Raw genomic sequence first — 14,682 nt, 5'->3', positions numbered from 1 at the left:
TATGGAAAAATTGTCAATCCTGCTCCACTTTCACAATATAAGTTCCTGATGTATCATCTTCAAAGACAATACTGCCAAGACTCTGGAGGAGACTGTCATTCAGCTCTGTGCCATATTTTTCTTTTTCCTGTCCGCCTACAAAGATATACGAAATATCATATCGCTGTATCAGTTCCTTCACCTTTTCTTCATCTGTGGAAGTATAAATTGTCTGAATATCAGCACTCTTCTCATTAAGATCCGGCACATTATTTCTCCAAAGCCATTCGTGAACATACCAGCCAAGCACTGTCGGAAGTCCTGTGGTGGCCGAAACTCTCTCATATCCTGTGTAACTGTCTCCATTAGCTTCCAGCACCACAGGCGATCCCTCAATGTTATCTTTCAGCCAGCGGATTGCCGCCGCATCCTGCGGAAAATCTGTTTCCAGAAATGTAGTAGCATTCAATCCCTGATAATTTGAAGGATTCCATACCTCCCCGAACCAGGAGTGCACAGCATTTCCAAAATATCCTACCGTCCAGATCAGCACAAAAAGGCCAATACCGGAAAAGATCCGGATGATTTTCTGCTTCGATACTACAAGCATCCGGTAAATCCCATATCCCATAGTCATCCCAAACAGAATATATGCCTGATAGGTAAGTTTGAACATGGTGTTGGCTCGCGCATTACCATTCTCATAAATATCCCTTACATAAACAATTTCCGGAATAAGGATCAATCCAATCGCACAAAGTCCCATGATCACAGCAAACAGATCCGGAACCGAAACTGCCTCCAGAAGTCTGTACAGGCTCTTGTGCTTCATTCCTTTCATTTTTTCTGTAAGAACAGAGATGATCAGAAGCACAGTAAGAAACACCGGAAGTCCCCAGAGGATCAGAAGCTGGTACCACAGAGAATGATGCTGTGCAAGAGCCACTCCCTGAACCATGGTTTCAAATTTCAGAGTAAACGGTAAGATCACAAGATAGGAAACCGCAATGATCTCCACTGCCTGAGCAATTGTTACTGCCAGAATCCTGGTTACTTTCCCCTCAAATCGAATAATATTTGCGATCAGAACGACACCGCCTGTCACAACAAAATAAATCACAAAATCCCAGTAGTTTGTCCACTGGAACATTCCCAGAAGAACTGCGGCCAGAAGGATATGCGGCATCAGAAGCTGCTTCAGCCAGAAATCCCTGACATCCTGTTTTTCCGGTTCCGGACCTGCACTTCGGATTTTTTTCATCCATGCATAAAGCATCCCTACAAGAAAGGTAACAAACATTACATTGACCACATGAGCGTGAAGATCCCCCAGTACAAAGGAATAACATGGAAATTCATGAATGGTCTTGTCACTTTCATTCACCGGATTATAACCGATATATCGGGTTGCATCCGGGAACCAGTAGCTGGCAGTTTCTGCCACTCCCTGAATTTTATGGATCAGAGGCAGCACGCAGCGATATACAATGTAATGCACATTTCCTGCAATGGAAACCGCAATTCCACCTGTCACTCCAGCCAGTGACGGAAGATATTTTTTTATCCCAGACATGCGTCCGTACAATCTGTCCTTTGCCATCTGTCTTACCAGGGAAAACGGATATACAAATGCAAAAGCGGCTACAAAAGTACGCATCAGATTGTAGGTTACTTCTACTCTGCTTCCTGTAAGCTTCGTGAGAAATACCGCAAAATACTGCCCTCCGTAATAATAATTAATGGTTCCCTGAGAATACCACAGATCACGGGCAGGAAGTGTTTTGCTGCGCATCATCGCCTCCATAAATCCATAATCCATAAATTTCTCTGTTCCATATGCCTGTGGACGGAATCCCGCCAGATAAGTCCAGAGAAGAAAAATTCCGAAGAAAAGAAGTTCTTCACGAACAATCAGCTGGATTTTTCCGGATGGGTAACATTCTATCCCCTTTTTCAGCTGTACATGAAAAAGAATGGCGCAGAAGATCCCGCAGATCACAGATACTCCTATGCAGGTTGCAGCTGTAAACGGAAGAAGTTTTACTGCCACCAGAAACCAGGTTAAAAATCCGGTTACTGCAATCGCCAGTGCTTTTGAAAACAGCCATCCTTTATCTTCAAATCCCTCAAAAAGTCTTCCCGTCACTGGCATGGCAACCATTCCCATAAACAGTGCAAGGAGCCACCAGGTCCAGAATGTCCACACATCTCCTCCGAGGAGATATGCGGAAAGTGCGATCAGAATTACCGCCGCAATGGATTCCGGAAGTATTTTTCTGATTTGTATTTTCATCGTTCTTCCTCCTGTATCAGATTCTGTGGCGAAGGCGGATAAAATCTCCAAATGCCTGTCTGCCGATCTTTATGATGCGTTTCATATTAATAGAATTTTTACCTGCCTGACGCGGACGGAATGTAATCGGTATATACTCCACATGCAGATGATGCTTCTCATAAATTACCGTCATCAGAACATTGGAAAGAAAAAATCCGTCCGGGATCTTTTTCAGCACTTTCGACAACTGTTTCGCATTCATCAGACGATACGGTGTATTCGCATCTTTTACCCATGTCCCAAAGGTCAGAAACAGTACCAGTCTCAGCACTCTTGTCACAAAAAGCCTGGAAAAACCATCTTCTCTTTTTTTTCTGTAACCGATCAGTAACCCGCATGTTTTACGCTTTTTCCAGAACTGCCAGAATTCATCAGGAAGTGTCTGGCCATCGGAATCGGTCTGAAATATATAATCCGCTCCGGCATCCACTGCATAATGATATCCTCGGAGGATAGTTCCCCCGTGTCCTTCATTTGGTTTGTCGATCCCGATAAGACGCTCGTATTTTTTCTGATATTTCCGAATCATTTCATAAGTGCCATCTCTGCTTCCATCATTAAGGATCACCAGGCGGCTTTCTCCTCCGATCCTCTCCACGACCGGATACCACTGTTCGATCACTGTCCCGATATTTTTTTCTTCATTGTATGCCGGCATAATGATATATAAGCTGTCATGTTTCATAGATTCTTATTCTCCCATCTTCCGAGGTATACACCAGCGGATATGTCTCCCTGATGACATCCTCTCGACACTCCTGCTGCTCAAATTCCATGTTGTCCTCAAACAGAATATACGTGATCTTCTCCTGTTTGACAGTCGCTTTCAGTATCTCCGGATCATCTGTCGTATAGATGAGCACAGCCTGTCCGGCGCGGTAATTGGTATCATATCCTGCCGACCAGGCGTAATACGGCCATCCGCAGTACATCATCACACCAGACATTGTAACCTCGTTCATCGTATATTCCGGGGTCAGAAGAAGATCATTTTTCCCAAGATTTTCAGAAAGCCAGTCTGTAAGACTGCTTTCCATGTTTACTGTCATTCTGTGTCCGGAATCATTATCCCTCAAAATGATCACATAATCGTAAACTCCGGTTGCAGTCAGACAGATGCTCATAATAATACAGACGGCCGCGCCTGCCCATTTTATTCTTTTCTTTCTGAACTCGAAAAATATGCTTCGGAGTATCCCTCCCCACAGCACTGCCGCAAATGCATAGGAGATCATGATATATTTGTGGTTCACATTGATATCCGGGGTCAGGGACACCACAAACGCAAATACTGCCGGAAGCAAAAAGCCCCCCAGTACCACTCTCTCATTTCTTTTAAAAAATACAGATGCCACGACCAGTCCTACAAAGAAAAATCCACTGATCTCCACCAGATACCAGAGTACCCCTGAAATGCTCTTGTTCTCTGCCAGAAATCCCCAGTAAAAGGAAGGGGACATCACACTTCCTGACACAAAAATCTTCGACTGCAGTTCCGAAAAGAATACCGCCAGCGCCGCACACACCGCATAATCCAGCTTTCCATCAGAAAATACAGCAAAACCAGCCAGGATCAAAAGTCCCCCGATCAGTGCAGCTCCATTCCAGAAAGCGGTCAGACCCAGGAACAGTCCCAGCAAAATTGCAATTTCCACATTCCGGAATGCCCATGCTTCTTTTGAGAAAATACGTTTTCTGATCCACAGCCAGCCATGCTCTTTGTGTCCGCAGCCAGCCTCTACCCAGTCCATGAAGATCCATACAGCCACTGCAACGATCAGAAGCCCGAATGCCAGATGTCTCTGATTGAGATATACGTTAAAATTCCATAATCCCCAGTTTTCATTTGTTGTATAACCAATGAACGCTGTGTTCTCTTTCAGTGCCTGGATAAGATTCCCTGCTTTCGCATTTTCCCACAGATACTGCCAGAACGCAGTTCCGCTGCGAAAGAAAAAGAAAACCATAGCAGCAGCACCGGCCCAGAAACTCCGGAACATCCGATAACTGATTCCATAAAGGACCATAAGAAAACCAGAAAGAGACATGATACTTACCAGATTATATCCCAGATCCAGCCGAAGCCCCAGATATTCCAGATTTCCTACCAGAAACTGAAACATAAAATGATACTTTACGTCCTGCCCTCCATAATGCGGATACTGCGTAGGAAAATTATTTCCTCTGGAAAAAGATCTCATCATTGCGGTATGAGGTGCATAATCACCATACACGGAAAATCCCGAATACAGAAGACCGTCTTTCATATGGAAGACATAAAACATCATTACTGTTACAAACGCCGTCAGAACCACAAAAAGTAAAATTTCTTTTCGCAGGATCCATTTTCTACTGATCATCTTCTCCGATACCGGAAACATTTTTTCTGTTCTTTTTCGCTTCCGGATGAAAATTCCAAGAAGACACAGCACAGTCACCGACATCACAATAATATTTCCATAAAAAAGAGGATGTTCTGCTCCCGCACATACACTGAACATCCAGGAAACCACATATACTGCCCAAGTCAGCATCAGAACTCCCGTTCCAAAAGCCGCCGGAAGGATCACCCATATCCGATTTCCTTTTTCAGTTATCTGCTGCGGAAACAGACACCCCGCCATTTCCATTCCTGTTAACACGCATAATATAAGATAAAAGATTCCAAACATAAGATTCTCCTCAATTCACGTAAAGTATAGCAGAATAGCCTTCCTGTGAAAAGGCTATTCACATTTTTTTCAATTTTTTTCGTGTTCTTCCTGGCTGGCAAGATATGTATCAATACCGTCTGCCACAGACATGGCAATCTTCGTCTGATACTCTTCTTTTTTTAACAGCTGTGCTTCTTCCGGATTTGTCAGAAATCCACACTCTACAATATTGATCACACTGGGGCTTCTTTTCAGCAGATAATAGGTCCTGTTTCCTTTCGCTTCACGTGGACGTGCAACTGAAAGCTGTCGATTCAGTTCTTCCTGGATTGCCAGAGCCAGATTTCTTCCGTTTTCAGAATCCGCATAATAAAATACCTGTGGTCCCTTTACCTGGGGATCACTGTAGCTGTTCTGATGGATGCTCACAGAAAGCACCGGTGCATATTCCTTTATCATTGCAATCCGATTTTGCAGATCCTGCGCTTTCATATTTTGTGTATTATCTTTATAAAGGCCTTTATCTTCCTCCCGGGTCATCATAACCGTAAAGCCCCTTTTCTCAAGAACTGCTTTCAGTTTTATTGCTATTTCCAGATTGATTCCCTTCTCTTTAAGTCCCTCTATTCCTACCATCCCGGAGTCAATTCCTCCATGCCCGGCATCTACCAGAATCACCTGTCCGGCCTGTATATTCCCTGATACATCTTTCAGTTTCTCCGTTGCCTCTGCTGCCTCCCTTGACAGAATATAAAAGCAGACCAGCATGAGAACTGCCATTCCGATTTCTATCCCTCGCTTTTTCAACGCAAAACACCCCCGGCGTATTTAGTTTAATATATGTCGCCAGGAGTGCTTTCATTGCATAAAATATATTGTTTTCTTTTGTCAGGACAGATTTTCTGTAATGACGCTCCAGATTCCACTGTTCTCAAATCCCAGTTTCCATTCCGCCACGCCTGCCAGTTTATATTTGGGGATAAGTTTTACTTTTTCCGCAATCGACTTGGAATCCTCAAGCCAGATCTGGTATGTAGCGCCGTCTCCTTCATAGGTTCCGTAATTCTGGCTGGTTGTCTTATCCCAGTAAGTCTCCGCTCCATTATCACTGATTGCCTGCTGTGCCTGATCCATTCCGATTGCTTCACTGGTCAGAGCTCCTCCATCTGTTGTTTTCCAGAGTCTTGTATAAAACGGAATTGCAAGAATAGTTCTCTTGGCCGGGACTTCCGCAAGTGTATCCTTGACTCCCTGTTCCACCCATGGAAGAGAAGCCACGGATCCTGTATCGGATCCTACATAATGCTCATCATATCCCATAATGATCACATAATCCACAACTTTTCCCTGTTCCGCTCTGTCATAATGACTTGTAAAATCCTCCGGAACCGGATTATCTACAGAAAGTACCAGATTATTCTCATGACACTGAATGGAAAGTTCTCTCAGAAACTGTAGAAAATGGATTCCCACATCCTCACTCAGGGATTCAAAATCAACATTAATTCCATCCAGACCTGCCTTCAGTGCATATGTAACCAGCTGGTTCTCCAGATTCTGCCTTGCGGCTGTATTGGAAAGAACCGTTGTTGTGCTCATATTCTCACTGAAATTATCCACCAAGCCCCATACTTTCAGGCCTTTCTCATGTGCCTGCATCACATATTCCCCTGATGCAAGGCTGCTCACATTTCCATCATTATCCGAAACAGAGAACCAGGTCGGTGAGATCACATTCACCCCTGTCATATTCTGGGTAGTATCCGCGAAATAGTTGTTGGCGTCTGTACTCGTAACCTGATGCCATGCAAGATTTACAGGCTCATCCATCGTGAAATAAGAATAAGCTTCAGCTTTAAAACTCCGCTTATAGTCGGTTGTATCCGCTGCACTTACTTTCTTTTTCTGGATGTATCCAATATATCCGTCATCTGTGGCTACCTGATCCCAGTCTTCTCCTTCGTTCATCAGCCTGAGAACTGTATCTTTTGCTGTTTTTGTCAGGATCTTGGATTTAATCCCGCCCCGGTACCGGATCACGGTATCCTTCTTTACAGTTACCGTCTGCACATTGCTGAATTTATACTGAATTGCTATTCTCGCAGGGTCTTTATATATATATGAATCGATATCTGTATATTTCTTCACATAATCCAGTTTCAGATAAACAGTACTCTCCTTCAGCCATACGTTTCCGCCAGGCTGATCCGATGCTGCCTCCTCTGTAAGACTGGTTGGTGTCGCATACAGGATCTTTTTATTTGCACTGTCCCAATAATATCTCTGATTCAGATATCCATTTACCACATCCAGCGGAATATAAACCTCATCTCCTGAGATCAGAGCTTTCTGTTCAAGTTTCTGTGTTCCTGCTACCAGTGAAGCCTCTCCATCTGCATTCTGACCGTAATACTCTGTCAGATCCATCTGCTTACTGGTCGGAATCAGTTTGTTAATTCCATAAACGGCTCCTCCTATAAGAGAAACCAGAACGATCAGCAGACATACCACCAGGACCGGCATATGTTTTTTTATCATTGTTTTTTTCCTTTCGGTATAAATGTCATAGTTTTTTTCATTATAACATATTTCTTCTGCGTTTCGTTACAAAAATCGACTTTTAATAAATTTTCACAGTTTCTTTATAATTTCGGTTCCCCACATGGTATGTATGAGTTCCGGGGAACTTCTGCGTCCGGGGAACCGCTTTCTCTTAAGTTGTATTACATTTTTCGAATTAAATCAAAGCTTACACAGGCAATATGGCCTTCTTCATCTTCCGTATAATCCCGCATGTAAACTCCATCTTCCGCAATCTGACAGGCTTTTGCGATTTTTTTCGGAGTACTGGGCTCACCGTTGAGATAAAGGGAAACTCCGTTTTCACGGTAAAGCTTTAGTTCCCTGCGAAGGGTTTTTGCGGATTTCTTTTTTACCTGTGATATATTTTCCGTATCCCGACCTCCTTTCCTGGTTTGATTTTCAGAAAACACCAGCAACGGTTCTTGAAAAGCTGTCCTGATCCAATTTATATTGCATAAACATAAATAAAAAGGGGGAAAAATTTATTCTGTGCTGCGGCAGAAACGCCGATGAAATCTGCACAGAGATCTTATCTTCAGAAAAAGTATGACTTTAAGCTATCTTTACTGTCTTCCTGTTTCTATGGATCGGACAGCTTTTCTGTTTTTATTATACCGTTTTTCTTTTCAGATGCAAGTCTTTTATCCGATTATAAAAAAAAATTTATTTTTATCCGGAAATTTTATTTTTTCATCAGATTCTGCATCTTTACATCTTGTATATAACTGTTATATAATACAGTATGTAAAAGATTAAATTTATTGACCATAGGATGTGATTATATGAAAATAGAAAAGATCAACGACAATCAGATCCGTTGCACACTGACGAAGGAAGATCTGGACAGTCACCAGATCCGTATCAGTGAACTTGCTTACGGAACAGAGAAGGCCAAACGTCTCTTCCGTGATATGATGCAGCAGGCTCAGATACAGTTTGGTTTTGAAGCTGATAACATTCCACTGATGATCGAAGCAATTCCCGTAAGTGCGGAAAGTATCATTCTTATCATCACCAAGGTGGAAGATCCTGAAGAACTGGATACCCGTTTTTCCAAATTTGCTCCATTTAAAGGAAATAAGCCTTCGGATACCGTTGAGATTGACGGAGCCGATAATATCATTGATATCTTCCAGAAACTCTGTGAATCCAAACTTAAGAATCTTCCCCAGAAGCCGGAAGAAAAGAAATCCGAACCCGCAGCATCACCGAATCCGGAAAATCCGGATGCTTCACAGGCTTCCGAGAATTCTGTACGGCTTATCCGTCTGTACTCTTTCCCAGGACTTGACGATGTTATCGCTGCTTCTCATGGTATGAACGGTTTCTTTACCGGAAACAATACCCTTTATCGCGAAGGCGAGGATGGAGTATACCAGCTTGTTCTCCATCAGTCTGACTGCACTCCGGAAGAGTTTAATAAAGTATGCAACATTCTTTCTGAGTACGGAGTTGGTCGTGCATTTACTCCTGCCGGGGAGGCTTATCTTCGTGAACATGGTACACTGATCGCAGATGATGCCCTTCAGAAACTTCTTAAACTTTAAATTTTCAAAAAATAAACCGCTGTCAGAAATACGATCATCCCTGATATGGCTGATCCATATTTCCAACAGCGGTCTTTTTTCAGTAAAACAGCAGATACTGCTTACTCTCCGAGAAAATCATTGATCTGTGCTACAAGAACATCTGCGTCCAGTCCATGAACCATAGCTGCCTCTTCCAGAGATTCCATCTGAGAAGACGGGCATCCAAGGCAATGCATTCCTGCCCGCATCAGGATTGGTGCAATATTAGGGTCTACTGTAAGAAGTTCTCCGATCAGCATACTCTTTGTAACCTTTGCCATGTGCGTACTCTCCTTTACTGATTTATCGAAATGTTTCCACTTCGTTCTGCTATTATAATACGAAATCCCAGGGGAATCAACGCCTTATCGCTTCCTTTATTTACCGGCGCTTCTCTGGTTCTCTGATTTTTATTTTGTATATAAATTTATACTTGTATTCTTTGTACATATATATTAGAATGGGAATAGAATCCCTGGTAGGGGATACATACAATACACCATTTTAAAGGAGGATATCAATTATGGCATATGTAATTTCTGACGAGTGCGTTAGCTGTGGAACATGCGAGGGTGAGTGCCCGAACGAAGCTATTTCTCAGGGAGATGAGCATTATGTAATCGACGCAGACGCTTGTGTTGACTGCGGAACATGCGCTGAGGCCTGTCCAGTTGGTGCTATCTCTGCTGAGTAATGCACCATTTGCTTGATAAGCTACCGTAACGAATGAGGCTGCCGGTTTACCGGCAGCCTTTTCTGTTTCTTTTATTCTTTTTTCCATCACAGGCAGCTGCCGCCTCTCTTCTTGCCTGCTGTTTCTTTCGGATGGCTTCATCCAAAGAACGACACCTGTATTCTCCTTCTTTTTTCCGTTGCATTTCCTCATGGATCAGCCGTTCCAGGATTTCCTGAAATTCGAGGATCTTTTTGTCATCCTCTCTATGCTCCTTTGATGTTTTCTGCTTCTCCATAAACATGTCTTCTGCTGCTTCTTCTGGTGTTCCTACCGGAATATCTTCAATCTCAACCGCTTCTCCCTCCAGGATTTCACTGCCGGTTTTTGCAAGGTCTGACGGATAAGTATTTCTTGCTTCCTGCGGAATCAGCGTTCGGATTGCTTTCAGCTGAAGACCTCTGTTTTTCAACTCGTTTATTTTAAGAAAAAGCTGGATATCAAAAGGTGTATAATAGCGGTGTCCCAGTTCATTGCGCCCAATCCGAAGATCAAGTTCTTCCTCCCAGTACCGCAGAACATAAGATTTCACGCCTGTCATTGTTACAGCCTGTCTCACCGTATATCTTTTTTCCATCGTGAACGCCCCCTTGTGTAGAGATTCACTGTTACTGTCTATAGTATAACCCCTGGATTCAGGAAATGGCAAGAAAAATCGGTTGACATAATTTTACCGGATGTGACTTATCAGCAGAGCCGTGCAGACGGAAAAACAAAATGCTGTCAGGCTAAATACAAGTGTTCATCCTGACAGCATTTTGTTTTTCCGTCTGCACGGCTCTACTTTTTCATATTTACAAACTGCGTATACCTTGGCAGCCATACCAGTTCTACGGTTCCAATGGGGCCGTTTCTCTGCTTGGCTATGATGATCTCTGCAATGTCTTTTTTCTCGGTATCTTTATGGTAATAATCGTCTCGATAGATGAACATGACCACATCCGCATCCTGCTCAATAGCTCCGGACTCTCGAAGATCCGAAAGCATCGGCCTGTGATCTGGTCTCTGTTCTACCGCACGGCTCAGCTGAGACAATGCGATCACCGGCACATCGATCTCTCTTGCCAGCGCTTTCAGAGATCTGGAAATATCGGAAATCTCCTGCTGTCTGGAATCGGATTTTCCGCTTCCGCTCATCAGCTGCAGGTAATCGATCATGATAATTCCAAGATTGTGCTCCAGCTTATATTTCCTGCATTTGGAACGAAGTTCCGCAATAGAAATTCCAGGAGTATCGTCAATAATAAGATTGGAGCCACCGATGATATCTGCACCTTCCACCAGCTTCGTCCAGTCTTCATCTTTCAGATTTCCGGTACGGAGATTCTGAGAATCCACATGGGATTCCATGGCAAGAAGACGGTTTACCAGCTGCTCCTTGGACATCTCCAGACTGAAGATCGCCACGGTCACATCTTTACGAAATGCCATATACTGGGCAATATTCAGCACAAAAGCAGTTTTTCCCATGGAAGGTCGCGCCGCAATCAGTACAAGGTCGGACGCATGCATACCGGAGGTCTTATAATCCAGATCTACAAATCCGGTAGGAATTCCGGTGACGGAGCCTTTCAGCTTGGAAGCCTTCTCAATGTTACTGACTGCATTTAATACAACCTGCTGGATCGGTACATAATCACTGCCGTTTGTTCTCTGCAGAATATTGAACAGTTTCTTTTCGGATTCCTCAAGAATGGTCTCCGTGCTGTCCTTTTCCAGATAGCAGGCATTGGCAACTTCTTCCGTAGTCCGGATCAGCCGGCGGAGAACTGCCTTTTCACTGACAATATTGGCATAATATTTCACATTGGCAGAGGTAGGAACTGCAGCGATCAGGTCACGGACATATTCCATACTGCTGATGTCCGGAGGGAGTTCTTTCTCCTTGAGACGGTTCTGCAGGGTGATCAGATCTACCGGCTGTCCCTCATTACAGAGTTCTACCATGGCATCAAAGATAATACCATACTGTTTCTGATAAAAATCATCACTGGTCAGAATCTCGGAAGCCACAAGAATCGCATCACGGTCCAGGATCATGGAACCGATCACTGACTGCTCTGCCTCAATACTGTGAGGAAGAATCCTCTTGATCAGTGCCTCTTCCATCGATTACGCCTCTTTTACCCAAACCTTGAGACTTCCGGTTACTTTCGGATGGAGACGTACCGGAACGTTGGTAACACCAAGGTTCCGGATTGGATTCTCCAGCTGAAGTTTTTTCTTATCGATATCCAGATTCATCTGTTTTTTTGCTGCCTCTGAGATTTCCTTGGAGGATACAGAACCGAATGTTCTTCCACCCTCGCCCACTTTCAGGGTCAGGATGATCTCTTTTGTGGAAAGCTCCTCTGCAAATGCCTTGGCAGCGTCCAGGTTCTCCTGCGCAACCTTTTCCTCATTTGCCTTACGGAGTTTCAGATCATTAAGATTCTTGGAAGTAGCCTCAACACCAAGTTTTTTCGGCAGAATCATGTTTCTTGCATATCCGTCACTTACATTTACAATCTGTCCCTTTTTTCCCAGGGATTTTACATCTTCCAGAAGAATTACTTTCATTTCTATTTGTCCCCTTCCTGATATAACTGGTCTATAATTTCTTTCAGCATTCTCTCTGTCTCATCCATGGTGTCCTTCACCTGTGCGCCGGCAATATTCAGATGTCCACCGCCGCCCATCCGTTCCATCATAACCTGGACATTGACTTCATCAATGGCTCTGGCGCTGATGTAAACCTCGTTATTATAGCTGGTAAGAACAAAAGATGCCTTGACTCCGGCAATGTTAAGAAGCTCATTGGCCGCCTGTGCACCTACAACGGTAGGGCTTTCCAGACCTTCACTTGGGCATCTTGCAATGGCAAAATAATCCCGGTAGATCTCAGCAGTACGGACAGCCTCCGCTCTCGCCTTATAGGAATCAATATTGTCACGGAGCATCTTGCGTACACGTGTCACATCCGCCCCGCATCTTCGCAGAAATGCCGCAGCCTCAAAGGTACGCACACCTGCCCTTGTTGTAAAGTTGTTGGTATCGATCATGATACCTGCATAAATACAGTCCGCCTCAATGCTGCGAAGCTTCAGCCCGTCTGCAAAATACTGCAGGATCTCCGCGATCATCTCACAGCTTGAAGATGCATAAGGCTCCACATAGGAAAGAACTGCATTCTGTATTACCTCACTGCCACGGCGGTGATGATCCAGTACCACGATAGTCTTGGTCATATAGAGAAGATCCTGACACTCTGTATAACTTGGCTTGTTGGTATCTACTACAACCACTACCGTATTATTATCCACAAGCTCTTTGGCCTGATTACTGTCCACAAACATGGATGGTTCATAATCCGGGTTCTCCATAAAGCCACTCATCAGAGGCCGGATGGATGTGGTCGGATCATTAATTACAATGTGCACCGGCTTACCAAGAGTCTTGCCTGCACGGTAAATACCAATGCCTGCTCCCAGAGCATCCACATCGGTGATCTTATGTCCCATGACAACCACACGATCCTTGGTACTCATAAATTCCTTCAGCGCCTGGGCCTTCACGCGGGCCTTTACACGGGTGGATTTCTCCATCTGCTGAGCTTTACCGCCAATGTAGGTGATATTATTGCCATTTTTGATCACTACCTGGTCGCCGCCACGTCCCAGTGCCATCTCAATGGCAATTCTGGCATATTCATAATTCTGAATATAAGTGGAAGCATTCAGACCGATTCCAATACTTAAAGTCACTGCCATCTCGTTTCCGATGTTAACAGTCTTTACCTCATCCAGAATATGGAATCTCTGTTCCTTCAGAATTTCCAGCGAGCTCTGGCGCATGATCAGGAGATATTTATCTTTCTCCAGCTTCTTTACAAGACCGTCAAAGTTGGAAAAGTACTTCGTGATCTTACGGTCGATCAGTGCGATCAGAAGAGATCTCCGCACATCCTCCACACTTTCAAGAGCTTCCTCATAATTATCCAGATAAGCCAGGGCTACTACAAGCTTATTATCTTCATTCTTCTGAATGTATTCCTTAAGCTCTGTCTCATCATAAAGATACATGGCGATCAGGCTAACATTCTGGGACATATCCTCCAGAATATCTGCATGGCTTACCACTTCTCCCATGGTCACCCTCTGCATGGACACACGATAGATCCGATCCCCGAAATGCGTACTCATCTCGGAAATTTCCAGCTCATCGGCTACCGGAAGCTTGTCCGGAGTAATGTCCGGAAAAACTGTGCTGATATTTTTTTTATAAAACTGATCTCTGCCCGTGATCTCCGAAAAGATCCGGTTGGACCAGATCATACGGCCTTCCATATCCATAATGGCATAGGGAAGTGCCAGTTCTTCCAGCATCCTCTTTTCCACCACATCATACTGATTGGCAAATGCTATCATATCATTGATGATCAGCGGTTTGTGATATCGGAAAAGCTGTACTGCGATAAAAATATAAATAACAGTACCTACAGACACCAGAATTCCGGCCTTCACACTTACAATAAACACCAGCAGGTCCAGCAGCACCACCAGAACCGAAAGATACAGTGGCCAGTGCATGAAGTGTTTCATAGGCCCTTTAAATTTGACTTTGTTGTTCATTGCTTTTTCCTGTTCTCAACGTAATAAAAACCATAAGTTATCTATCATTATACCAGATTTCTTATTATAATTCCATAGTTATGATAAAATCTGCACGACAAACGCATGAATGGTTAGCAACTGCAAATTCTATTTTTTTCTACTTTTTAAGCTTCTAAAAGCTCTTCTAAATACTTAATTGGACGCAAACTTACTACGAACCTTTTCTTTCTCATTGACA

13 protein-coding genes are annotated in these 14,682 nt (G+C 43.7%); 2 read left to right on the top strand and 11 right to left on the bottom strand.

Annotation, left to right across the window (positions count from 1 at the left end; all coding sequences use genetic code 11):
- Nucleotides 1–13: 13 nt before the first annotated feature.
- The 6 genes from G5B12_RS08120 to G5B12_RS08095 all read right to left on the bottom strand — a co-directional run bounded on the left by G5B12_RS08120 (nucleotide 14) and on the right by G5B12_RS08095 (nucleotide 7,961).
- On the bottom strand, nucleotides 14–2,272 hold the full coding sequence (locus G5B12_RS08120) for a DUF2298 domain-containing protein (protein ID WP_174088028.1): 2,259 nt from the start codon (nucleotides 2,270–2,272) through the stop codon (nucleotides 14–16).
- 16 nt (nucleotides 2,273–2,288) lie between these two features.
- Complete coding sequence (locus G5B12_RS08115) at nucleotides 2,289–2,999, bottom strand: glycosyltransferase family 2 protein (protein WP_021976689.1); 711 nt, start codon at nucleotides 2,997–2,999, stop codon at nucleotides 2,289–2,291.
- A complete protein-coding gene (locus G5B12_RS08110; protein WP_174088027.1) occupies nucleotides 2,989–4,986 on the bottom strand; it encodes a hypothetical protein in 1,998 nt (665 codons plus the stop codon). Before G5B12_RS08110 ends, G5B12_RS08115 begins: the two co-directional genes overlap by 11 nt.
- A 69-nt stretch (nucleotides 4,987–5,055) precedes the next feature.
- Complete coding sequence (locus G5B12_RS08105) at nucleotides 5,056–5,775, bottom strand: N-acetylmuramoyl-L-alanine amidase (protein WP_243003857.1); 720 nt, start codon at nucleotides 5,773–5,775, stop codon at nucleotides 5,056–5,058.
- Nucleotides 5,776–5,856: 81 nt separating this feature from the next.
- The gene (locus G5B12_RS08100) at nucleotides 5,857–7,506 is read right to left on the bottom strand and encodes a glycosyl hydrolase family 18 protein (RefSeq protein WP_174088026.1); all 1,650 of its coding nucleotides are present in this window, start codon (nucleotides 7,504–7,506) and stop codon (nucleotides 5,857–5,859) included.
- Between the two features lie 185 nt (nucleotides 7,507–7,691).
- The gene (locus G5B12_RS08095; RefSeq protein WP_242996938.1) at nucleotides 7,692–7,961 is read right to left on the bottom strand and encodes a hypothetical protein; all 270 of its coding nucleotides are present in this window, start codon (nucleotides 7,959–7,961) and stop codon (nucleotides 7,692–7,694) included.
- A gap of 372 nt (nucleotides 7,962–8,333) precedes the next feature.
- Here G5B12_RS08095 and G5B12_RS08090 point away from each other — a divergent pair, with 372 nt between their 5' ends.
- Nucleotides 8,334–9,098 (top strand): adaptor protein MecA, encoded by a 765-nt coding sequence (locus G5B12_RS08090; RefSeq protein WP_118062767.1) that lies wholly within the window; start codon nucleotides 8,334–8,336, stop codon nucleotides 9,096–9,098.
- A 101-nt stretch (nucleotides 9,099–9,199) separates the two neighbouring features.
- Here the strand turns inward: G5B12_RS08090 and G5B12_RS08085 are convergent, their stop codons facing one another.
- Nucleotides 9,200–9,400: a DUF1858 domain-containing protein gene (locus G5B12_RS08085; RefSeq protein WP_015527179.1), complete on the bottom strand. Its 201-nt coding sequence runs from the start codon at nucleotides 9,398–9,400 to the stop codon at nucleotides 9,200–9,202.
- Between the two features lie 242 nt (nucleotides 9,401–9,642).
- Here G5B12_RS08085 and G5B12_RS08080 point away from each other — a divergent pair, with 242 nt between their 5' ends.
- Nucleotides 9,643–9,813, top strand: coding sequence for a DUF362 domain-containing protein (locus G5B12_RS08080; RefSeq protein ID WP_015527180.1), 171 nt, complete (start codon nucleotides 9,643–9,645; stop codon nucleotides 9,811–9,813).
- 46 nt (nucleotides 9,814–9,859) lie between these two features.
- Here the strand turns inward: G5B12_RS08080 and G5B12_RS08075 are convergent, their stop codons facing one another.
- The 4 genes from G5B12_RS08075 to G5B12_RS08060 form a co-directional block, all read right to left on the bottom strand.
- Complete coding sequence (locus G5B12_RS08075; RefSeq protein WP_021977101.1) at nucleotides 9,860–10,429, bottom strand: MerR family transcriptional regulator; 570 nt, start codon at nucleotides 10,427–10,429, stop codon at nucleotides 9,860–9,862.
- A gap of 203 nt (nucleotides 10,430–10,632) precedes the next feature.
- Nucleotides 10,633–11,961 carry a replicative DNA helicase gene (gene dnaB, locus G5B12_RS08070; RefSeq protein WP_015527183.1) on the bottom strand — a complete coding sequence of 443 codons (1,329 nt, stop codon included), beginning with the start codon at nucleotides 11,959–11,961 and terminating at the stop codon, nucleotides 10,633–10,635.
- Between the two features lie 3 nt (nucleotides 11,962–11,964).
- Complete coding sequence (rplI, locus tag G5B12_RS08065; RefSeq protein WP_174088025.1) at nucleotides 11,965–12,411, bottom strand: 50S ribosomal protein L9; 447 nt, start codon at nucleotides 12,409–12,411, stop codon at nucleotides 11,965–11,967.
- A gap of 2 nt (nucleotides 12,412–12,413) precedes the next feature.
- Nucleotides 12,414–14,462, bottom strand: a complete 2,049-nt coding sequence (locus G5B12_RS08060; protein WP_174088024.1) for a DHH family phosphoesterase — start codon at nucleotides 14,460–14,462, stop codon at nucleotides 12,414–12,416.
- Nucleotides 14,463–14,682: the final 220 nt, after the last annotated feature.

The sequence above is a fragment of the Blautia sp. MSK.20.85 genome (genome assembly GCF_013317245.1).
Lineage (GTDB): Bacteria > Bacillota > Clostridia > Lachnospirales > Lachnospiraceae > Blautia_A.
The sequence above is the reverse complement of the archived record's forward strand: the minus strand, read 5'-3'. Positions and strand labels throughout refer to the sequence as shown.